Here is a 22,244-nt window from a genome sequence, read left to right as displayed (position 1 = left end):
GAGGTATTTCTATGAAGCTTGGACTAAATCTATCATTTGCCACAAAGAGATGGTTACAGCCGGAAATACTTGCAAAAATGATTAAAAATGATTTGGATATAAAATATATTCAATTTACATGGGATATTATCGATCCATGGTGGCCAGAGGATAAAAGAGACTTCTTGGCAAAACAATGGAGTAATGCTTTTAAAAATGAGGGACTAATTCTAACTGGAACATTTGGAGGACTTGCTTCTTATACATACGCCCACCTTTTGGCTCCAACTAAGGAACAACGTCAAATAGCAGTTGAATTTTTTAAACGTGCTATTGATCTTACAACCCAAATGGGTGCCGACACAATCGGAACACCAATTGGAGGCATGTCACACGAGGATGCGAATAACGAAAAAAAACGTGAAGAACTTTACCAAATTGCTTTAGACCATGTTAGGGAACTTTCCGTATATGCAAAACAAAAAGGAGTAAAAAAAATTGTGATAGAAGCTACTCCATTAATTACCGAGTTTCCCCATAGCCCAGCTGCTTCATTACAACTTATGAAAGATTTAGAAGGTACTACTGATGTGCCAGTTCGGCTTTTGATAGATTGGGGGCATGCATTATATAAACCACTACTTAGGGATGAGGCAGATATGTCTCTTTGGTTAAAGGAATGTTATCCTTATGTAGATTCTATTCATTTACAACAAACGGATGGATTACTCGACCGTCATTGGGATTTTACAAGTGAGGGGATCATTACACTGGAGTTAATAAAAAAGGTAACCGATGAATGTGGTGCAAATGATATTATTCAGTACTTGGAAATTGTACCTCCATTCGAAGCATTAGATGAAGATGTCTACAATAATCTAAAGGAAACTGTCAAATTATTAAAATCAATAACCTAATCTGAGGATGATATTAATGTATGCAAAAAAAGCTAAAGTAATTTTAGGGGAGATTGAGAAAGTTTTTGATCGAATAAACTCAACCGAGGTAGAGGGTTTTATAGATTTAATACTGAATGCAAAAAAAGTAGTTTTAATTGGTGTTGGAAGAGAAGGGCTATCAACTAAAGCTTTCACTATGCGTTTGATGCATCTTGGTATAGCCTCTCATTGGCTATGGGATGAAACAACACCTTCGATAGGAAAAGGTGACCTACTTATTGCAACAAGTGGATGTGGGGATATAGGACATATACATTATGTAGTAGGACAAGCAAAAGCTAAAGGTGCGAAAGTTGCAATTATAACTGGAGATCCGTATGGAAAAACTCCCAAGCTGGCTGATGGTGTTTTGTTTGTTCCAGCTTCTGTATACTTAGGATCAGCTGATGTTGTGCCATCCATTCAGCCTATGGGAAATCTCTTTGAGCAGACCTTGTTTATCCTTCTTGACATGATAATTATAGATATAAAAGATAGAATTGGAATATCAAATGAAGAGATGGAAAAAAATCACAGAAACCTTGAATAATATAACAAGAAATGAATGAGCTATAAAAGGATGTTTTAATCCAAAATTAGCTGTTTTTTTAAATAGGGATATTTTGATTACGCTCCCTAAGTAGGAGGAAAATAAAAGATGGCAAAAGTCGCATTTTTAGTTGCAAACGATTTTGAGGATTCAGAAATGAAGAATCCCTATGAAGAAATCACTAAAGCTGGCCATGAGGCTGTAGTGATTGGTCTAGAAAAAGGAATTCAATATAAAGGAAAGAAAGGAACCGTTGCCTATATCTCAGAATTAACAGTTGGAGATGCTGATGCTAATGAATATGATGCAGTTGTTATACCTGGTGGGAGTGCGCCAGAAGATTTGCGTGTAAATGATGAGGTAGTTAAGTTTGTAAAGGAAATGCATAACAATTCCGCAGTAATAGCTGGTATCTGCCATGGGCCACAAGTCATGATAAGTGCAGATATTTTAAAAGGTCATGTAGTTACTAGTTATCGAGGGATTCGCGATGATGTAATAAATGGAGGGGCAACGTTTATAGATAAAGAAGTTGTAGTAAGCAATAATATAATTACATCAAGAACTCCAAAGGATGAACCTGCTTTTATAAGGGAAATATTAGCTAAACTAAATTCATAAAAAACAAAATTTAGTTGAATCACACAACCTATTAAATCAAAAACATTTTTGTTTTCTATCAAAAATATAAAATCACCTCAAAAATGGTATATTGGGTAGAATTATTACTACCATTATACCCTCATAATGATGGTGATTTTTTTATTGGAAAAGGAGGGTTCATAATTTAAATTAGTTGATTGACACTGCTTAAATAAAAGATTAAAATAATAAATGAAAGTAAATAAAAACAAATAAAATAGTTTTATAATTTCATATATTTTAAATCTGGGGGGACAAAAGTGAAGAAAATAATCAATAATCCGGGGCATGTTGTACAAGAAGCAATTGAAGGTTATATGTATGCATATAAAGACTCTTTAACTAAAGTAGAAAATGTAAACGGAATCATTCGTAAGAATATAAAGGAAAAGGTTGCGATTGTTACAGGTGGGGGAAGCGGGCATGAACCATTATTCCTTGGCTTTGTCGGAGAAGGCTTAGCTGATGGTGTAGCAATTGGAAATGTATTTGCGGCACCAACACCAAATACCGTTCAAGACGTCGCAAAAGCAGTTGATCAAGGTAAGGGTGTCTTATTCGTATATGGAAACTATGCGGGAGACGTACTTAATTTCGATATGGCAGCGGAGTTGTTAGATTTTGAAGATATTCAAACAAGAACTGTGTTAGTAGCCGATGATGTTGCATCAGCTCCTGTAGAGCGGAAATCTGACCGTAGAGGTATTGCTGGTGACGTATTTGTCATTAAAATCGCGGGTGCAGCTTCTGAAAAAGGGTGGTCATTAGAGGAAGTAACTCGTGTCACTCAAAAGGCTGCCGATCAGACATTCTCCATTGGTGTAGCAACATCTCCAGGTTCTATTCCAGGTGAAAATGAGCCACCATTTGTCTTAGGTGATGATGAAATTGAGCTAGGAATGGGTCTTCATGGCGAACCGGGAATGAAACGTACAAAACTAATGCCTGCCGATCAGTTAACAGACGAACTACTTGAAACGCTTTTTGTAGAAAGTAAGATTCAAGCGGGAGACGAAGTGGCTGTTTATGTAAATGGTTTAGGATCTACAACACTATTAGAATTATTAATTGTGAATCGTAGAGTTGCTCAAGTTTTAAAGGAAAAAGGTATAACGATTTATGATATGGATGTAAATAGCTATTGTACAACCCAAGAAATGGGTGGATTTTCTATTACATTCCTAAAATTAGATGATGAATTAAAAGAGTTATATAATGCTCCTGCACATTCACCATATTACAACAAAGCTGAAAAAGTCAAAGGAGGAGTGAGATAATGGCGACGCAAACACTAAATACTCTAAATCCGAACCAAGTAAAGGAAATGTTTTTATATGTTGGTGAAAAGGTAGTAGAAAGCAAACCGTTATTAACAAAGATTGATAGTGCTATCGGTGATGGTGACCACGGAATCGGCATGTCCGTAGGTTTTACAAAAGCTGAAGAAAGTTTAAAAGCAACTGAATTTACAACGGTTAATGATGTGTTTAAAACGATCGGGATGTCAATGATTTCCTCAATGGGTGGAGCATCAGGCGTTATTTTCGGAACAATGTTTGTTGGCGGAATTAAAGGGGTAGAACCTAAGGATACACTTGATTTAGCATCTTTGTCTGAGATTTATCAAAAGGCACTAGATGCAATTAAACAACGCGGTAAGGCTGAACTTGGGGATAAAACAATGATAGATGCATTCCAGCCTGCTGTTGAAGCATTGAAAGCTAGTGCCGCAGCAAATGAAAGTTTAGTAGATGGCCTTCGTAAAGCAGAAACAGCTGCAATAGAAGGAGTTGAAGCTACAAAGGATTATATTGCTAAGTTTGGTCGAGCAAAATCTTTAGGTGAACGAGCAATTGGTCATCAGGATGCAGGTGCTACAACCGTATCAATCATTTTCAAAACAATGAAGGAATGGGTTGAAGGTCAGGAGAATGAATAAGGTTTGGATCGGCACCAATTGGAAAATGACAAAAACCATTGCTGAAGGAATTTCCTACATAAACGAACTTAAGCAACTAGCGAATGAACTAACTCCTAATATTGAATTGTTTATTATTCCTTCTTATACCGCATTGGTTGATCTTAAAAAGGAAACAGAAGACTCAAGAATTAAGCTTGGTGCCCAAAACATGCACTGGGAAGACACTGGAGCATATACAGGTGAAATCTCTCCTAAAATGTTGGCTGAGATTGGTCTCGACTTAGTTGAACTCGGTCACTCCGAGCGAAGACAATATTATAATGAAAATGATACGGATATTAATAAAAAAGTGTTAGCGGCGTTAGAGTATGAAATGAAGCCTTTAGTTTGTATTGGTGAAAACATTGAACAAAAGAATAATGAGATTTCTCAAGAGATTCTTGCTGCTCAGCTAAAGGTTTGTTTAAAAGGTTTGACAGAAGATCAGGTTAAACATGTTCTTATCGCTTATGAGCCAGTTTGGGCGATTGGTGAAAATGGAATTCCAGCAGATTCAGAGTATGTTGGAAAAATACATACGTTTTTGCGTGAAACATTAGTTGATATGTTTCCGAAAAATGGACATGAAGTTCCATTATTATATGGAGGAAGTGTCAATCTAGAGAATTTCCTGTCCTATATCGACCACAAGGATGTTAACGGACTATTCGTAGGCAGAACCGCATGGAATATGGAGACATTTACAATTCTTTTACTTGAACTTGAAAAACATTTATATGACTAAAGTAAAGAGGATACTCCAGCGAGTATCCTCTTTACTTATTATAAAACACGTATATTACGTTTTGTTAGTTCTTTTTCAAATTCAGCGTCTAGTTCTTGATCCGAGATGATTGTATCAAGCTGGTCGCAGGTTGCAAATGTTGCAATCGAGCTCGTACCAATTTTTGAGTGGTCTAATAATGCAACAATTTTATCCGCCTTGTCTGCCATTACCCTCTTTAACTCTACTTCATACACATTAAAATCCGTTAGACCTTCCTCTATCGTAAAGCCTCTGGCCGATGTAAACATTGTATCGATATTAATTTTATTCAAAACATTCGTACCAAGTAAACCCTCTAGAGCCATTGAGCCCATACGGGCCATACCGCCAACTAATATCACATTTACACCTGGGTTTTCCTTCAATTCGATTGCTGCGGAAATTCCATTTGTCACAACTGTGATATTTAAAGTAGATTCCCTTATTAATCTAGCTAATGCAAGGGCAGTCGTACTAGCGTCTAACAAGATGCAATCCTTTTGATTAATCAGATTGATTGCTTTTTGTGCAATGATATTTTTGGAATCAGGATTTTTCTTTTCGCGTTCAGAAAAGCTTACTTTCGCGGAAGTTAAATCTTCATTTAAAACAGCGCCTCCATGGGTTCTGGTTAATAAGCCTTCTTCCTCTAACACATTTAGATCAGTTCGTAATGTAGCTTCGGAAACGTTTACATCCTTTGCTAAATCCTTAACGGTCACTCGTTTTTTTTCCTCGAGTATACTTAATATTAATTGTCTTCTTTCAGTAGCAAATAATTTATTCATGATTACCCCTCATTTGATTGAAAATAAAAATAAAAAATAATTAAAATTAAAAAATTAAGGTTCTCTAAGTATTGTTCACTAATTCAAGTTTAATCAATAATAATATAGAAGGCAAGGGTTTATTTGATTAATAGAGGTTTATTAGATTTTTATAATAAACAAAAATAAACGAAAATAAATATTGAAAAAAGAAAATAAATATAATAGAATAATAGCATAGTAATAATAAAAAATGACTTCATGTGAACAAACGAAAGGGGATTCGAAAGTGAAAATAGGAATCGGATGCGACCACAATGCTTTTGATTTAAAAGAAATTGTAAAAAGTTACGTTGAGGAACTTGGTCATGAAGTAGAGGACTATGGATGTTATTCAAAGGATGCTATTGATTATCCAGATGTTGCTTTCAAGGTTTCCGCAGGTGTAAGTAATGGTGAAGTGACCCGTGGAATTCTACTTTGTGGTACTGGAATTGGAATGTGTATTGCAGCTAATAAGTATCCAGGAATTCGTGCTGCACTTACTCACGATGTATATTCTGCTGAAAGAGCTCAATTAAGTAATGATGCACAAATTATTACCATCGGTTCGCAGATTCTCGGACCAGAAGCTACGAAAAAGGTTGTTGGTGCATACTTAAACTCGAATTGGGCCGGCGGTTCTCAACGTAAAGTTGATAAAATCGTTGAAAAAGAAAAAGAATTTTTCACTGAAATTAGTAAAGAAATTTCTTCAAATTCTTGTAACTAATTCCTACATGAAAAATTTGGGCACGAAGCTTTTTTAAAGGAGTGGTCCAATGAATCAATTAATCTATGATTTTTTACGAGTAACGGAATCTGCTGCTATTGCTTCATTACCTTGGATTGGAAGCGGAAACAAGGTAGAAGCGGACCGAGCTGCTACGAATTCCATGAGATCAATTCTAAATCAGGTCGAAATGGATGGAATCGTGGTTATAGGTGAAGGGGAAATTGATGAAGCACCTATGCTTTATATTGGTGAAAAGGTAGGAACAGGTACGGGAAAGCAGATTGATATCGCGGTAGACCCGATTGATGGAACCACCTCCACATCGAAAGGACAAAATGATGCGATTGCCGTTATTGCTGCTGCTCCAAAAGGCGCCTTACTTCATGCACCAGATATGTACATGAAAAAAATTGCTACCGGACCAAAGGCTGCAGGAAAGATAAATATTGATGCTCCCCTAGTTGATAATTTGTATGTGGTTGCAAAGGCGTCAGGGAAAGAGATACACGAGCTAACTGTTATTATCCAGGATCGGGACAGACATCAAGATATGATTAATACTGTGCGTGACTTAGGCGCAAAAACTTATTTGTTTGAAGATGGGGATGTCATACCTGCGATTTCAACCTGTATTGAATCCTTGCAGGTTGATTTGTTTATTGGAATTGGAGGTGCCCCAGAAGGTGTTTTAGCGGCAGTAGGTATAAAGGGACTAGGTGGAGAAATGCAAGCCAGACTTCTTCCAAGATCGGAGGAAGAGCATCAAAGATGTAGAAATATGGGGATTGAAGATATTAATCAAGTTTTGACACATGACCAATTAGTATCAGCAAAAGATTGCGTATTTGTTGCAACAGGCATCACGAGTAATATGCTTTTAAAAGGAATCAAACGAGAACCAAACAAAATCATTACACATTCAATTATGATTAATGGAAATGATCAAAAATTACGTTGTACTGAATCGGTTCATCCGATGAGTGATGAACAAATATTTTTTACTAAGAAGAGCAGTTGATAGGTTTCAATTGCTTTTCTCTATGTATAAGGGGGAAAAGAAATGGTGGCAAGCACAGTCTCAGTTGACCAATTATCCGTTAATGCAATTCGTACATTATCCATCGATATGATTGAAAGAGCGAACTCTGGTCATCCAGGATTGCCGATGGGTGCAGCACCGATGGCTTATGTACTATGGACAGATTTTTTAAAGCATAATCCTAAGAATTCAAAATGGTTTGATCGGGATCGCTTTATTTTATCTGCTGGTCACGGTTCAGCTCTTTTATATAGTCTATTACATCTCTCTGGTTACAATGTAACCATTGATGATTTGAAAAACTTCCGTCAATTTGGTTCGAAAACGCCTGGACATCCAGAGGTTCATCATACGGACGGGGTTGAGGCAACAACAGGACCACTTGGACAGGGCATTGCGATGTCTGTAGGGATGGCGATGGCTGAACGTTTTTTAGCAGCAAAATACAACATTGACAATTATTCAATTATTGACCATTATACATATGCGCTTGTGGGCGATGGTGACTTAATGGAAGGAATCTCTCATGAAGCAGCCTCTTTAGCAGGCCATTTAAAACTCGGGAAGTTAATCGTTTTATATGATTCAAATGATATATCTTTAGATGGTGATTTAAACCGTTCTTTCTCAGACAATACAGAAGAACGTTTTAAAGCCTACGGATGGCAGGTGTTACGAGTTGAAGATGGCAATGATTTAGCCTCCATACGGAAAGCAATACAAGAAGCCAGAGAAAATACGAGCCAACCGACATTAATTGAAATCAAAACGGTGATCGGCTACGGTTCACCAAATAAAGCTGGGTCTTCTGACGCACATGGTGCTCCACTTGGTAAGATAGAAATTGAATTAGTAAAAAAAGCTTATCAATGGGATTACGGGGAATTCGAAGTTCCTTCAGAAGTATATAACGATTTTGAGGAGAAGATTGTGGAACCGGGTAAAGTTTCGGAAGATAAATGGAATGAACTGTTTGTAGCTTATAAATCCGAACATCCTAAAGCTGCCTTTGAACTTGAATCAGCGATTAAAGGTGAGTTACCAGGAGGTTGGGAGCAAAGCCTTCCAAACTTCACACCTGGAGTCGATACGTTAGCAACAAGAGCATCTTCGTGGAAAGTATTAAATGCGATTGCAAAAGCTGTTCCGTTTTTTATCGGAGGAAGTGCCGACTTAGCCGGTTCTAACAAAACAACCATTTCAAGTGAAGATGATTTCACGCCTGCTAATTTCGGAGGACGGAATATTTGGTTTGGCGTTCGTGAATTTGCAATGGGGGCTGCATTAAACGGTATGGCACTTCACGGTGGTGTTAAAGTATACGGAGGTACGTTCTTCGTATTTAGTGACTATTTAAAACCTGCAATCCGTCTATCTGCGTTAATGAATACACCAGTTACTTATGTGCTTACACATGATTCAATTGCAGTAGGTGAGGATGGACCGACACACGAACCAATTGAGCAGCTAGCAGGCTTACGTTCGATTCCTAATCTCTCAGTCATTCGTCCAGCCGATGGTAATGAAGTACAAGCTGCATGGCGTTTAGCTGTTGAAAGTAAAGAACAGCCAACAGCCCTCGTATTAACAAGACAAGACCTTCCTACACTAGAAGATACAAAGGAAAATGCATATTTAGGTGTAAAAGCTGGGGCATATGTGGTTAGCAAAGGTGAAAAGGAAGTACCAGATGCATTATTACTTGCTACTGGTTCTGAGGTACAGCTAGCTATTCGTGCTCAATCTGTACTTAAGGAAAATGGAATACACGTTAATGTTATTAGCATGCCCTCATGGGATCGCTTTGAAAAACAAGATGAGGCTTATAAAGCAAGTGTATTACCTGAAAATGTGAAGGCTAGGGTTGGAATTGAAATGGCGTCCTCTATAGGGTGGCATAAATATGTTGGGGATAACGGGATAGTACTTTCCGTTGACACATTTGGTGCATCGGGTAATGGAGATAAACTCATCAAAGAGTTTGGTTTTACAGTTGAAAATATAGTTAAACAAGTAGAGAAACTTGTGAAGGCCTAAATAGTAAGGAGTCAGCACATCGTTGCTGGCTTCTTTTTTATGAAGTTAACCCAGTGAATGAGAATAGGTAAACTTGTAAAATCTACTACTAAGAATAAAAACAAAACTGGGGGTATTCATAGTGAAGAAATTTCTGTTTCTTTTTTCAGTTATATTTGCTCTTGCTTTAGTCCTAACAGGTTGTGGTGGAACAGATAATGATAACAATGCAGGTAACGATGAAAACAATGATACAGAACAAACTGGTTCTCTATTTGATGACATCAAGGAAAAGGGTGTTTTAACAGTAGGAACTGAAGGTACATATGCACCTTATACCTTCCACAATGAAAAGGATCAATTAACTGGCTATGACGTGGAAGTGATTAAGGAGGTTGCAAAGCGCATGGACCTTGAAGTGAAATTTATGGAAACACAATGGGACTCGATGTTTGCTGGTCTCAATTCAAAGCGCTTTGATTTAATTGCAAACCAAGTAGGAATTAATGAAGACCGTTTAGCCAACTATGATTTCTCTGAACCGTATACTTACTCCTCAGCTGTCCTTGTCGTGCCAAAAGATAATAGTGATATTAAAACATTTGCGGATTTAAAAGGAAGAAAAGCAGCGCAATCCTTGACGAGTAACTACGGTGCAATCGCTCAAGAAAATGGCGCTGAAATCGTAGGTGTAGAAGGGCTTGCCCAGTCGATTGAATTAATCAAGCAAGGACGTGCCGAAGCTACGGTGAATGATAAGCTCGCAGTTCTTGATTATATAAAATCACAAGGCGATGAGAGTATTAAAATTGCAGCTAGCTCAGATGACGTATCAGAGATGGCGTTTACTTTTAATAAAGGGAATGAAGATTTAGTAAAGGCTGTTAATGAACAATTGGCTGCAATGAGGGATGATGGGACGTTAGCAAAAATCTCTCAGGAATGGTTTGGTGAAGATGTTTCTACAAAATAGCGTAATATTAACAATTACTGCAAATATGGAGGGATGGGAGTTATTCATGAACTCCCTTCCTTCCATGCTTTCAGGGGCGATTCAGTATACGATTCCACTTACGCTTATTTCATTTATCGGTGGACTCATCCTTGCGTTACTTACAGCGATGATGCGACTGTCAAAATCAAAACTTGTTCAAGCTCCAGCTATTTTTTATGTTTCAGCGATTCGCGGAACACCGTTGCTAGTGCAATTATTTATTATTTTCTATGGATTGCCTAATATTGGGGTGAATATTGATCCATTCCCAAGTGCAGCGATTGCATTCATTTTAAATGTTGGGGCCTATGCATCCGAAATCATTCGTGCGTCCATTTTATCGATACCAAAGGGACAATGGGAAGCCGCATTTACCATTGGTATGACAAGATGGACAGCGTTGAGGCGAATCATTCTTCCACAGGCAGCAAGGGTCTCCGTACCGCCGTTGTCCAATTCCTTTATCAGTCTTGTTAAAGATACTTCCCTTGCTTCATTGGTTTTAGTTGCTGAATTATTCCGCAAGGCACAGGAGATTGCAGCTAGGACATACGATTTCCTTCTATTGTATATAGAAGCTGCCCTAATCTATTGGGTGATTTGTTTCATTTTATCACTCTTTCAAGCGGGGCTAGAACGGAGATTAAGCCGGTATGTGGCAAGATAGGGAGGTGAGGGTATGTTTTTATCGGTAACGGGATTGGCGAAATCTTTTGGTGAAAATGAAGTGTTGAAAAATATCGATTTCGATGTGAAAAAAGGAGAAGTCGTCTCTATTATTGGTCCATCCGGTTCTGGAAAAACAACTATGCTCCGCTGTTTTAATGGCTTGGAACAACCAGATAAAGGAATCTATCAGTTTGAAGATGGGTTTTCGCTTGATTTTGCTGAAAAAGTAAGGAAACAGGACATCATTCGGTTAAGCAGAAAATCAGGGATGGTTTTTCAGTCCTATAATCTTTTCCCACATAAAACAGCCCTTCAAAACGTAATGGAGGGACCCGTGATTGTCCAAAAAAGAAATAAAACCGAAGCAAGAAATGAAGCAGTAGAACTACTAGAAAAAGTAGGGTTGAAAGAGAAAATAGATTTATATCCTCATCAACTTTCAGGTGGACAGCAGCAGCGGGTTGGGATTGCAAGAGCATTAGCACTGAAACCAGAGCTTCTGTTATTCGATGAACCCACTTCAGCCTTAGACCCTGAACTAATCGGAGACGTTTTAAAGGTAATGAAGGATTTAGCTAATGAAAATTGGACGATGATTATTGTTACCCATGAAATCCAATTTGCAGGTGAAGTCTCAAATAAAGTCCTGTTTATGGATGGCGGATACATTGTCGAACAAGGAAATCCTGATGACGTACTGAAAAATCCGAAGGAAGAGCGGACGAAGCAGTTTTTACAACGAATTTTGAATCCAACCTAATAAAGCGTATAAATTTTGTTGGATAATAGAAAATTAATAATGTATTGCTTTACTCAACTACATAGGTGGTGGTAAGTATGGGGTTTTTAGACAAATTGTTTGGCAAAAATAAAGCAACGGAGGAAGAACAGATGGCTGATGAAAAATTAAACATAGGGATTATTTTAGGAAGTACTCGTGAAGGACGCGTAAGTCCACAAGTTGGCGAATGGGTGAAGGGTTATGGTGACAAGAAGGGAAATGCAAATTACGAAATCGTTGATATCAAAGATTATGACCTACCGTTTTTAGGTACAGCGGATTCTCCCGGAATTGCGAAATGGAATGAGAAATTAGCAAGTCTCGATGGATTTATATTTGTTGTGGCAGAATACAATCACAGTATAACGGGAGCATTAAAAAATGCGATGGATTCAGCGCGTGAAGCTTGGTACAACAAATCAGCTGGAATCGTCAGCTATGGTTCAACTGGTGGTGCACGTGCAGCGGAACATCTACGTGGAATCTGTGGTGAATTAAACATTGCTGATGTCCGCACCCATCCAACATTATCACTATTCTTAGACTTTGAAAATGGTACTGATTTTAAACCTCAAAATATACATGATGATAATATGAACATGCTATTAGATCAAGTCGTTTCTTGGGGTAAGGCGTTGAAGACAGTTCGATAAAACATTGGAAGTATAGTCCCCACTTTAATTTAATCCTAAAATGGTTGGCAAATATGGGCTGCTTTGAAGAATTGAGTTCGTTATTCTACCGAACTCAATTCTTTTAATTTTGCATCAAAAACGCTAAATCTTCAGCTTTTATTTAGTTGCAATATTTTGAAATAAATGATAAATTTTAAGTGGTAGTACCAGAGTACCTGATTAATAAAAAAATAACGTATTTTTCTGTTTTCCTTTACTTTTTATAAGTTACATAAAAGGAGAGAGTTTATGAGGTTAGAAAACAAAGTTGCCCTTATTACGGGTGCAGGTTCTGGAATTGGCAAAGAAACAGCCCATTTGTTTGCAAAAGAGGGAGCTACTGTAATTGTAGCGGATGTGAATGAGTCGGGAGGAAGAGAAACTGTTTCTGAAATTGAGAGCAATCAAGGTAAGGCCCTATTTATTAGGACTGATGTCACTGACGAAATTAGTGTGAACAATATGGTCGCAGAAGTTCTAGCAAAATATGAAACAATTGATATCTTGTTTAATAATGCGGGCATTAGTGGGGTAGGAGAACTTCATAATATAGAATTAGATGTGTGGAAAAAGGTGTTTGATGTAAATGTAACCGGTGTCTTTTTGGTTTCAAAAGCTGTTGTCCCTGTAATGATGGAGAACAGAGGCGGTTCTATTATTAATATGTCTTCTTGTATTGCCGAAATAGGCCTGGCAAATCGGGCTTCCTATGCAGCCACAAAGGGTGCTGTCTTATCATTAACGAAATCAATGCAGGTTGATTATGCTCCTTACAACATCCGAGTTAATGCACTTATGCCTGGTACGATTTATACACCGTTTGTTGAGGATTATCTTTCAAAGGATCCGAATCCTGAAGAAGCAATTGAGAAAATTAAGGGGAGACAGTTAAGTAGAGAGTTAGGAAGTCCAACCGATGTAGCATATGCGGCGCTCTATTTAGCAAGCGATGAGTCAAAATTTATGATGGGTGCCCCTTTTATGATTGATGGTGGGGTTATAAACGGAAAATCTAGTTAATATCTTATTGAGGAAATGATACATCCGAAAGATTAGCATTGGAGGTAATGAATAGTGAAATTATTAACATTCAAAAGGAATCATACGTTTAAATTAGGTATTAAGACAGATTTAGGTGTTTTAGACATCGAGAAGGCTGCTGAAGCCTATAAAATGCTCGTACCACAATCGATAGAGGACGTCTTGAATAACGTTGGAAATACGATTCATCTACTTGATTCTCTTTTGAAACAAGCATTAGAGAAAAAAGACGAAGAGCTTTTTGTTGATGAGGAAAGCATCGATTTCGGACCAGCTGTCCCAAAACCAGGAAAAATCATTTGTGTAGGTATAAACTATCAAAAGCATGCTGAAGAATCCAACATGCCATTACCAGAATACCCACTACTCTTTAATAAATTTGATAACACTGTATCAGCTCATGGAGATGTAATTAATCTTCCATTTAATTCAAAAGAAAACGATTATGAGGCAGAGCTTGCAATTGTTATTGGAAAAGAGGCAAAACGTGTAGCTAAAGAAGGTGCTTTGGATTATGTATTTGGGTATTGTAACTGCAATGACCTGTCATCCAGAGATTTACAATTTCGTACCCATCAATGGCTATTAGGGAAAAGTCTAGACGGATTTAGTCCGCTTGGACCGTATCTTGTAACGAGTGATGAGGTTGGCGACCCTAACAGTCTAGAAATAAAAACAACAGTTAATGGTGAAGTTCGTCAAGATTCGAATACATCTGATATGATTTTTAAATGTAATGAAATCGTTAGTTACATTTCAGACCATATGACGTTAAGTCCTGGTGATATCATTTTAACGGGTACTCCTGAAGGGGTTATATTTGGTTACCCTGAAGACCAAAGAGTTTGGTTAAAAGATGGAGATAAAGTCACTGTTGAAATTGAGAAGCTTGGAAAATTAACAAATACATTTAAACAAGAAGTTTAATAGAAACTAAGAAAGGTCTAAACCAATTGGTTTAGACCTTATTTATATGCAATCATATGTTTTGTTTATAAAATTTTTTTGCTCCTGAGAAGTTTAAATCAATTGCTTCCTTAACCTCTTCAAGATTTTTTTCTTTCACAGCCTTAACTAACTTTGTGCGAGTTTTTATACTGTTTTCCCGTGCACCAGGGACATTCAAAATTTTCACCATAGATTGATGACGAAGGTGTACAATCGTCTGCATTAATTTGTTATAGATTTTATTACCACTACAAGAGCCCATATACAGATCAAAATCGTCTAATAGCCGTTGAAATTCCTCTGTATTCGTTTTTGGTACCTTTTTTAAATCCTTCAAAATATCATCTATAACTTTAATCTCATCTTCAGTCATACGTTCAGCAGCTTCTATATATACCTCGGATTCGATCAATTTCCTTGCAGCATAGACTTCCTCCAAATTATTTACTTCATCATGGTACATCCAAAGGATTGTCTCAGCGGGGAGCACCGATTCTTTGCCGCTAACAAAACTTCCTTCGCCTGGTTTGATCGTAATCAAACCAATGAGTGCAAGAGCTCTTAAAGACTCCCGTATCCGCCCCCTATTTACCCCGAATTCTTCTGCGAGTAATCGTTCATTTGGAAGTTTGTCCCCAGGTTTTAATTCATTTGAAGTAATCCATGATGCAACTTGTTCTAAAACTTGCTCAGTTAAAGTTACTCGTTTTATTGGATTGATTTTTACCATGCACAACACCCTTAATGAATGAATTTTTATTGGTACTACCAAAATACCATAAAGTAAGGAGGAATAGAATAAAAAAGCTTAGGAAAAAAAGATGGCAAGATGTTAATGATGGATTAGAAAGACAACCAAAAGAAAGGAGTGGAGATAAATAGTTTAATAGATAAGACTAATTTACTATTTAATTTTAAAAAGTTAGAAAATTTGTTGAAAACAGAAAAATAAAGTGGTAACATCTAGTTACTGGTACTACCACCCAGTAATCCTGAGAAGAAATGTAAACGTTTTAATAGCGACCTCGCCTTAAAAAGTCCTTAAGAGGAGAGAGGATTAAATGAAAGGATATATTTTTTTACTTTGTTGGTACTACCACAGTACCATAGTATCAATGGGAAATATATTCTTCTATTTTTAGATTCAAAAATGACAAGCTAATTACAGGATTTGTATGGAAGACTTTAAGTCTATGACATCAATATTACCTCTAAAAGGAGGATGAGTGAGATTGAGTGAGAAAAAGTATCGAACATTAGTTATGCAGCCAATAGATAGTGTTGCGGTTTCCTTACAAGACATTCCAAAAAATGAAGAGGTGGAGGTAGATATTTCAAGGGAATTATCAAAGAAGATTATTTTAAAAGACGAAATCCTTTTTGGTCATAAATTCGCCGTCAAGGCGATCCAAAAGGGTGAGACTATTCTAAAGTATGGAGAAGTTATTGGCAGAGCCATTAGAGATATAGCGGAAGGTGAGCATGTCCATGTTCACAATCTTGAAGGAACACGAGGAAGAGGTGACCAAATTGGAACTAAGTAAAGAAGGGAAATTTTTGGGATATCGACGTCCAGATGGAAAGGTAGGGGTACGAAATCATGTTTTGATTTTGCCCACAATTACCTGCGCAACACAAACGGCGCAAAGGATCACGGAACTTGTTCATGGGACAGTGACCTTCATTCATCAACACGGATGTGCGCAAGTAGGGGTAGATTATGAACAAACATTTAGAACCTACGTTGGTTTAGGGAAAAATCCAAACGTATATGGTGTTGTTGTTTTAGGATTAGGTTGTGAAACACATCAGGCAAGAAGTGTCGCGGCAGAAATTGCAAAGTCAGGAAAACCAGTAGTAACGGTCTCAATTCAAGACCACGGTGGCACATTAACTACTATAGCAAAGGGAGCACAAGCCGCTGCCAAACTTGTACAAGATGCCTCTGCTCAACCAAGGGAAATATGTGATTTCAGTGAATTAATTATTGGTACAGAATGTGGAGGATCTGATGCATGTTCAGGTTTATCAGCGAATCCTGCTGTAGGTGCAGTTAGCGATATGATTGTCGAAAGAGGCGGAACTTCTATTCTAGCGGAAACGACGGAACTCATTGGGGCAGAACATTTACTGGCAAAACGCGCTGCAAATGATCGAGTTGCAAAACGTGTTTACGAGGTAATAGAAGCAATGGAAAATCGCTCCATTCTTATGGGAGTGGATATCAGGACTGGAAACCCTAGTCCAGGAAACATTGCCGGTGGATTAAGCTCTTTAGAAGAAAAATCACTAGGAGCAGCGAATAAGGCTGGGAAAAGCGAGCTAAAAGAATTAATCGATTATGCTGAAGAACCAACCGAAAAAGGTCTAGTTTGGATGGATACACCAGGACATGATATTGAACAATTAACGGGGATGGTTGCTGGTGGTGCTCAAGTCGTCCTGTTTACGAGTGGACGAGGTACACCAACAGGCTCACCAATTGCCCCCGTCATAAAAATTTCAACAAATACTGGTATGTTTGAAAGAATGAATGACAATATGGACCTCAATGCAGGTACGATTATTGAAGGAAAAGAAACTGTTGAAGAAGTTGGTAAAAGAATATTTGAAGAGATTTCATTAGTTAGTTCTGGCAAATTAACAAAAGCGGAAATATTAAAACAACATGATTTTGGCATCTGGAGAATCGGTCCAACCTTCTAATCTATTCTTTTTAACTACTTGAATCAAAAGGATAATTCTTGAATCCGTTTGAGTAAAAATTTTAAGAAAAAAAGGGGTAATGGTATGAAGAAGAGAACAAAATGGTTGTCTGTTTTTCTATTTGCAATGTTAGTAGTGTTTATCTCGGCATGTTCATCTGATTCAAGTTCCACATCATCTGAAAAAGGATCAAATGAAGGTAAAGGGAGCGATGAAAAAGTTTCAATCAATGTTGCCTATGGAAATCAGCCTGGAGAGCCCATTGATTTATTAGCGAAAAAGTGGAAGGAATTGGCTGAGGAAAAAAGTAATGGGAAAATTGAATTAAAGCTTTACCCAAGTTCCCAATTGGGATCTGAAAAAGATGTTGTTGAACAAGCAACTATGGGAAATAACGTAATTGTTATGGCTGGATATGACTTCTTAATGGACTATGTACCAGATGCAGGAATTTTGACTGCTCCATATATTACAGATAGTGTAGATGACTTGTTATATTTAACAACAACGGACTGGTTTGATGAATTACATGAAGCTTTAAATGGGGCAGGAATTCATATTCTTACAACTAATACTGTATACGGCGAGCGCCAACTGTTAACAAATGAACCGGTTTCAACACCTGAGGATTTAAAGGGTATGAAAATTCGTGTGCCAAACAACCAAATGTCGATTGCTACATTTGAGGCATTAGGCGCAACGGCAACTCCTACACCACTGGGGGATTTATACACTTCCCTTCAACAAGGACTTATCGATGGTGCTGAAAATCCTCTTCCAGTGCTTCAAGGCGTAAAGGCACATGAAGTCTCAAAACATCTATCTTTAACTGGCCATCAAAAGTTCATTACAACTTGGATTGCCGGACAAAGTTTCATAGATACACTACCTGAGGACGTTGTCCAAATTCTAAAAGAAACTGGTGATGAGGCAGGGGAATACGGTAGAGGTGTACTAGAAGAACAAACAAAGGCTGTCTTAGATGAATTTAAAGAGCAGGGCGTAGAAGTACACGAGGTCAATGTAGAACCGTTTAAAGAAAAAGTCCAAAGTGTATATGAAAAGTTCTCAGAATGGACTCCTGGATTATACGATAGAATTGTAGAATTATTAGAAAATAAGCCTTCCTAATAACATTCCAATCTGAGAAAAATCTTACCTTTTTCTCAGATTGGATTTCTAATCTATTCTTCATAAACGGAAGTCTCCTAAACTTTATTTCACATTGTAGCTAGAAATAATTTGGTTAAATAGGAGGGACTTATAAATGCTGAAAAAATGGTTTAACCCAATTGATGATATTCTTTCAGTTCTTGCAATATCAGTTATTTCGTTTTTAACGATTATCAATGTTTTTTGCCGCTTTGTATTAAATAGCCCGATTTCATGGGCGGAAGAAATAACACTTGGCTGCTTTATTTGGCTTGTTTTTATAGGGATAAGTTCAGCAATGAAACGGGACGGACATATCGGGGTGGATTATTTTATTCAAAAGATGCCAAAAGCGATTCGTAATGTATGCACGATCCTAGGGGCAGGGGCAATTTATTTTGTACTTATATACATATTTGTCTATTTGGGTTTCGAACTTGCTTCTCAAGCTGGCAGTAAAGTAACTCCTGTATTAGGAATTAGTTACACCTATATTGATCTTGCTGTACCTATTGGAGGGTTGTTAACAGCTATTCATTTTACAATTAAGCTGATTCGTTCTTTCCAAACAGACTCAAAGAAAAAGGAGAGAGCGTGATATGGCCTTAACTCTAATGTTAATCATACTACTCGTATTGTTTTTAATTAATGTACCTATAGCGTTTGCCATGATTGTTGCTTCAGCCGTTTATTTTATGTTGTCGGATGGTTTCTCTATGATGGTCCTCATTCAAAGAATGATCGGTGGCGTAGAATCGGTACCACTACTTGCGATCGTCTTTTTTATGACTGCAGGAATCCTCATGAATTACACGGGAATTACTTCAAGAATGCTTAGATTTGCTCAAGTCATTACTCGGCCACTTCCTGGTGGTCTTGCTCAGGTAAACGTTATTCTTAGTACCCTTATGGGTGGCTTGAGCGGTTCGAACATTGCAGATGCGGCCATGCAATCAAAAATCCTAGTTCCTGAGATGATTAAAAAAGGGTATTCAAAGTCTTTTTCAACTGTGTTAACTGCATCTACTTCCTTAATTACCCCAATTATTCCACCGGGTATTGCCCTAATTATGTACGGCTATGTAGGTAATGTTTCGATTGGCAAATTATTTTTAGCTGGTATTATTCCTGGGATCGTTCTTTGTTTAACTTTTATGGTTTACGTCCATTTCTATGCTAAAAAACATAACCTTGAAACGGAAAAACAAGAAAAAATTACGCTTAAAGAATTTTTAGCTAGTTTTAAAGATGCCCTATTAGCCCTTCTTCTACCTGTTATTATTATCGGCGGAATTCGCTTTGGCATCTTCAGTGCTACAGAGGCTGGAGCGTTTGCGGTATTGTATGCTTTAGTTCTTGGAATGATTGTCTATCGTGAAATGAAGTTAAAACAGTTAATAGAAGCATTTTTAGAAACGGCTCATACAGCAGCATCCATTTTAATTATTATTGCAGCGGGTTCTGCATTTGCTTGGGTACTCACTCTAGAGCAGGTACCACAAAGAATGACAGAGTTTATGGTGGGGAATGTTTCTTCAACTATCTTGTTCTTTTTTGTAGTTCTCTTATTCCTTTTAGTGATAGGGATGTTTGTTGAAGGTAACGTTTCGATTATTATTCTAACACCGCTATTTATGCCTATGCTTATGCAGTATGGAATTGATCCTGTTCATTTTGGAATTTTCTTCATTATCTGTATTAGTATTGGCACGTTAACGCCGCCTTTAGGGACTATTATGTTTGCAACTTGTTCGATTACGGGAACAAAGGTTGAGGAATTTGTTAAACATAGCTGGCCATTTTTACTTCTCTTGGTAATTGCAGCACTGTTAATCGCATTCATTCCGGCAATCTCTATGTGGCTGCCAAATACATTATTTTAGACAGATTGAGGGCCTAAGTTTTAATAGACCTCCATACAATAAAAGGAGTTACGAAGGATGAAAACGATTGTTTGTCAAGAACCGGGGAATATGAGAATGATTGAACAAGAGTCTCCTACTTCTATAGGAGAAAAGGATATCATGATTCGTGTGAAAAGAATTGGAATTTGCGGTACAGACTTACATGCGTTTGGAGGCAACCAGCCCTTCTTTCAATATCCGCGAGTTCTTGGTCATGAACTTTCGGGTATTGTGGAGAAGGTTGGGGGAGAAGTACAAAGTTTTAATGTAGGGGATTGTGTTTCTGTTATCCCTTATATACATTGTGGTGTATGCATTGCCTGTAAAAACGGAAAAACAAATTGTTGTACTCGAATGCAAGTAACGGGTGTCCATATTGATGGTGGTATGACGGAATATCTCGTATTTCCGGAAAGCCATGTTATACATGCAAATGGATTATCATTAAATGCTGCAGCTATCATAGAACCCTTAAGTATAGGAGCCCATGCTGTGAGAAGAGCTCAAATACAAAAAGGGGAAAGTGTACTGATTATTGGAGCGGGTCCGATTGGCCTTGGTACTGCAAGGTTTGCAAAATTGCAAGGGGCAAAAACAATCATGATGGATATCAGTAAAGAACGCTTAGCTTTTGCTAAGGATTGGACGGATTGCGATCAAGTATTGGAAGTCGGAAGTAAGGGTGATCTTGTTAAAGATCTTTTGACCATTAATGATGGCCACTTACCTACAATTGTTATGGATGCTACTGGAAACAAGCATTCAATGATGAATGCATTCAATTATGTCTCACATGGTGGCAAGCTCATTTATGTAGGACTTGTGAAGGATCAAATTACTTTCAATGACCCAGATTTTCATGCAAAAGAATTAACGTTGATGGGAAGCAGAAATGCAACGATTGAGGACTTTAAATATGTTATGGATTGCATGAATCAGGGTAGTGTTGATATAGACACCTATATTACCCACAAAATTCCTTTTGAAAAAGCGGCAGAGTATTTTCAAGCAAAAATGTACAATACAAATAAAGTATTGATTGAACTAGAATAGAAGATTGCGATTCGTAATATTACTTTAAAGTCTTAAAAAAGCTAGGGGCATTCCTAGCTTTTTTACATATATATTAATTCAGACAAAAGGAGTAACATAGTTTTTAAAAAGGTATCAGATGATCTGTCTATTTGTTTTGTTGAAGGGGGAAAAAAAATGAAAGTCACCTTATTTGCTACTTGTCTTGTTGACATGTTTCAAACAAATGTGGGGAAAGCGACGGTTGAGCTATTAGAGTATCTCGGCTGCGAAGTGGTGTTTCCAGAAGAGCAGGTTTGCTGTGGGCAGCCTGCTTTTAATAGTGGATATGTAGAAGAAACAAAAAAAGCCATGAAGAAAATGATTGAAACCTTTGATAATGCGGAGTACATCATATGTCCTTCTGGCTCATGTGCAAACATGTTCCACGAATACAAAGATATTTTTAAAGGTGACCCTGTTTGGGAACCAAAAGCGATTGAACTAGGGAAGAAAACGTATGAACTAACACAGTTCATTGTTGAGGTTTTAGGCATAACAGATGTCGGTTCAACTTTTAAAGGAAAGGTAACCTACCATACATCCTGCCATATGACGCGACTATTAGGCGTAAAGGAACCACCTATTCAACTATTAAAAAATATTGATGGTGTAGTATATGTAGATCTTCCAGGAAAAGAGAATTGCTGTGGATTCGGTGGAACTTTTTCTGTAAAAATGGGGCAGATTTCAGAGAAAATGGTGGATGAAAAAGTTCAATGCGTTGAAACGACAGAAGCCGACTATCTGATCGGAGCAGACGCGGGTTGCCTCATGAATATTGGCGGAAGAATCAACAGATTAGGTAAACCAATTGAAGTTTTACATATCGCAGAGGTATTAAACCATCGTAACTAAAGGAGGGGAGCAAT

General features: G+C 37.6%; 24 protein-coding genes. 22 read left to right on the top strand and 2 right to left on the bottom strand.

Translation table 11 applies throughout. The features are described 5' to 3' along the window. Positions 1 to 11 precede the first annotated feature (11 nt). From RGU12_RS18805 to RGU12_RS18780, 6 genes are all read left to right on the top strand, one after another. Positions 12 to 896: a sugar phosphate isomerase/epimerase family protein gene (locus RGU12_RS18805; RefSeq protein WP_309537395.1), complete on the top strand. Its 885-nt coding sequence runs from the start codon at positions 12 to 14 to the stop codon at positions 894 to 896. Between the two features lie 16 nt (positions 897 to 912). Then, positions 913 to 1,467, top strand: a complete 555-nt coding sequence (hxlB, locus tag RGU12_RS18800; protein ID WP_309537394.1) for a 6-phospho-3-hexuloisomerase — start codon at positions 913 to 915, stop codon at positions 1,465 to 1,467. A gap of 108 nt (positions 1,468 to 1,575) precedes the next feature. Continuing rightward, a complete protein-coding gene (locus RGU12_RS18795) occupies positions 1,576 to 2,088 on the top strand; it encodes a type 1 glutamine amidotransferase domain-containing protein (protein ID WP_309537393.1) in 513 nt (170 codons plus the stop codon). Between the two features lie 281 nt (positions 2,089 to 2,369). Continuing rightward, positions 2,370 to 3,386: a dihydroxyacetone kinase subunit DhaK gene (locus tag RGU12_RS18790; protein WP_309537392.1), complete on the top strand. Its 1,017-nt coding sequence runs from the start codon at positions 2,370 to 2,372 to the stop codon at positions 3,384 to 3,386. Continuing rightward, positions 3,386 to 4,048 (top strand): dihydroxyacetone kinase subunit DhaL, encoded by a 663-nt coding sequence (gene dhaL / locus RGU12_RS18785; protein WP_309537391.1) that lies wholly within the window; start codon positions 3,386 to 3,388, stop codon positions 4,046 to 4,048. The genes RGU12_RS18790 and dhaL overlap by 1 nt, the downstream gene beginning before the upstream one ends. Continuing rightward, positions 4,041 to 4,814 (top strand): triose-phosphate isomerase, encoded by a 774-nt coding sequence (locus RGU12_RS18780; RefSeq protein ID WP_309537390.1) that lies wholly within the window; start codon positions 4,041 to 4,043, stop codon positions 4,812 to 4,814. Before dhaL ends, RGU12_RS18780 begins: the two co-directional genes overlap by 8 nt. A gap of 38 nt (positions 4,815 to 4,852) precedes the next feature. On the opposite strand, the gene RGU12_RS18775 is transcribed toward RGU12_RS18780, so the two are convergent. Beyond that, a complete protein-coding gene (locus RGU12_RS18775; RefSeq protein WP_309537389.1) occupies positions 4,853 to 5,623 on the bottom strand; it encodes a DeoR/GlpR family DNA-binding transcription regulator in 771 nt (256 codons plus the stop codon). Between the two features lie 268 nt (positions 5,624 to 5,891). Between RGU12_RS18775 and rpiB the strand changes: the two genes are divergently transcribed. The 9 genes from rpiB to RGU12_RS18730 all read left to right on the top strand — a co-directional run bounded on the left by rpiB (position 5,892) and on the right by RGU12_RS18730 (position 14,518). Then, positions 5,892 to 6,374: a ribose 5-phosphate isomerase B gene (gene rpiB / locus RGU12_RS18770; protein ID WP_309537388.1), complete on the top strand. Its 483-nt coding sequence runs from the start codon at positions 5,892 to 5,894 to the stop codon at positions 6,372 to 6,374. A 49-nt stretch (positions 6,375 to 6,423) separates the two neighbouring features. After that, entirely contained in the window at positions 6,424 to 7,395 is a 972-nt protein-coding gene (gene glpX, locus RGU12_RS18765; protein ID WP_309537387.1) for a class II fructose-bisphosphatase, read from the top strand. A gap of 42 nt (positions 7,396 to 7,437) precedes the next feature. After that, positions 7,438 to 9,453, top strand: coding sequence for a transketolase (gene tkt / locus RGU12_RS18760; protein WP_309537386.1), 2,016 nt, complete (start codon positions 7,438 to 7,440; stop codon positions 9,451 to 9,453). A gap of 121 nt (positions 9,454 to 9,574) precedes the next feature. After that, complete coding sequence (locus tag RGU12_RS18755) at positions 9,575 to 10,405, top strand: amino acid ABC transporter substrate-binding protein (RefSeq protein WP_309537385.1); 831 nt, start codon at positions 9,575 to 9,577, stop codon at positions 10,403 to 10,405. Beyond that, positions 10,389 to 11,093, top strand: a complete 705-nt coding sequence (locus tag RGU12_RS18750) for an amino acid ABC transporter permease (RefSeq protein ID WP_396232407.1) — start codon at positions 10,389 to 10,391, stop codon at positions 11,091 to 11,093. Before RGU12_RS18755 ends, RGU12_RS18750 begins: the two co-directional genes overlap by 17 nt. 12 nt (positions 11,094 to 11,105) lie before the next feature. Continuing rightward, entirely contained in the window at positions 11,106 to 11,855 is a 750-nt protein-coding gene (locus RGU12_RS18745) for an amino acid ABC transporter ATP-binding protein (RefSeq protein ID WP_309537384.1), read from the top strand. A 77-nt stretch (positions 11,856 to 11,932) separates the two neighbouring features. Continuing rightward, on the top strand, positions 11,933 to 12,529 hold the full coding sequence (locus RGU12_RS18740) for an NADPH-dependent FMN reductase (RefSeq protein WP_309537383.1): 597 nt from the start codon (positions 11,933 to 11,935) through the stop codon (positions 12,527 to 12,529). A gap of 270 nt (positions 12,530 to 12,799) precedes the next feature. After that, the gene (locus RGU12_RS18735; RefSeq protein ID WP_309537382.1) at positions 12,800 to 13,570 is read left to right on the top strand and encodes an SDR family NAD(P)-dependent oxidoreductase; all 771 of its coding nucleotides are present in this window, start codon (positions 12,800 to 12,802) and stop codon (positions 13,568 to 13,570) included. 54 nt (positions 13,571 to 13,624) lie between these two features. Continuing rightward, positions 13,625 to 14,518, top strand: coding sequence for a fumarylacetoacetate hydrolase family protein (locus RGU12_RS18730; protein WP_309537381.1), 894 nt, complete (start codon positions 13,625 to 13,627; stop codon positions 14,516 to 14,518). Positions 14,519 to 14,570: 52 nt separating this feature from the next. On the opposite strand, the gene RGU12_RS18725 is transcribed toward RGU12_RS18730, so the two are convergent. Continuing rightward, the gene (locus RGU12_RS18725; RefSeq protein ID WP_309537380.1) at positions 14,571 to 15,269 is read right to left on the bottom strand and encodes a FadR/GntR family transcriptional regulator; all 699 of its coding nucleotides are present in this window, start codon (positions 15,267 to 15,269) and stop codon (positions 14,571 to 14,573) included. A gap of 502 nt (positions 15,270 to 15,771) precedes the next feature. On the opposite strand from RGU12_RS18725, the gene RGU12_RS18720 reads away from it, so the two are divergent. The 7 genes from RGU12_RS18720 (at position 15,772) to RGU12_RS18690 (ending at position 22,230) form a co-directional block, all read left to right on the top strand. Continuing rightward, entirely contained in the window at positions 15,772 to 16,083 is a 312-nt protein-coding gene (locus RGU12_RS18720) for a UxaA family hydrolase (protein ID WP_309537379.1), read from the top strand. After that, on the top strand, positions 16,070 to 17,245 hold the full coding sequence (locus RGU12_RS18715; protein ID WP_309537378.1) for a UxaA family hydrolase: 1,176 nt from the start codon (positions 16,070 to 16,072) through the stop codon (positions 17,243 to 17,245). Before RGU12_RS18720 ends, RGU12_RS18715 begins: the two co-directional genes overlap by 14 nt. 84 nt (positions 17,246 to 17,329) lie before the next feature. Next, a complete protein-coding gene (locus tag RGU12_RS18710; protein ID WP_309537377.1) occupies positions 17,330 to 18,376 on the top strand; it encodes a C4-dicarboxylate TRAP transporter substrate-binding protein in 1,047 nt (348 codons plus the stop codon). 136 nt (positions 18,377 to 18,512) lie between these two features. Next, positions 18,513 to 18,995: a TRAP transporter small permease gene (locus tag RGU12_RS18705; protein WP_309537376.1), complete on the top strand. Its 483-nt coding sequence runs from the start codon at positions 18,513 to 18,515 to the stop codon at positions 18,993 to 18,995. Position 18,996: 1 nt separating this feature from the next. After that, entirely contained in the window at positions 18,997 to 20,280 is a 1,284-nt protein-coding gene (locus RGU12_RS18700) for a TRAP transporter large permease (protein ID WP_309537375.1), read from the top strand. 57 nt (positions 20,281 to 20,337) lie between these two features. Next, entirely contained in the window at positions 20,338 to 21,354 is a 1,017-nt protein-coding gene (locus tag RGU12_RS18695) for a zinc-binding alcohol dehydrogenase family protein (RefSeq protein WP_309537374.1), read from the top strand. Positions 21,355 to 21,510: 156 nt separating this feature from the next. After that, complete coding sequence (locus RGU12_RS18690) at positions 21,511 to 22,230, top strand: (Fe-S)-binding protein (protein WP_309537373.1); 720 nt, start codon at positions 21,511 to 21,513, stop codon at positions 22,228 to 22,230. Positions 22,231 to 22,244 lie beyond the last annotated feature (14 nt).

This window comes from Ferdinandcohnia sp. QZ13 (genome assembly GCF_031324165.1).
In the GTDB taxonomy this organism is placed as follows: domain Bacteria; phylum Bacillota; class Bacilli; order Bacillales; family Bacillaceae_L; genus Ferdinandcohnia.
This window is presented reverse-complemented; position numbering and strand designations above follow the sequence as displayed.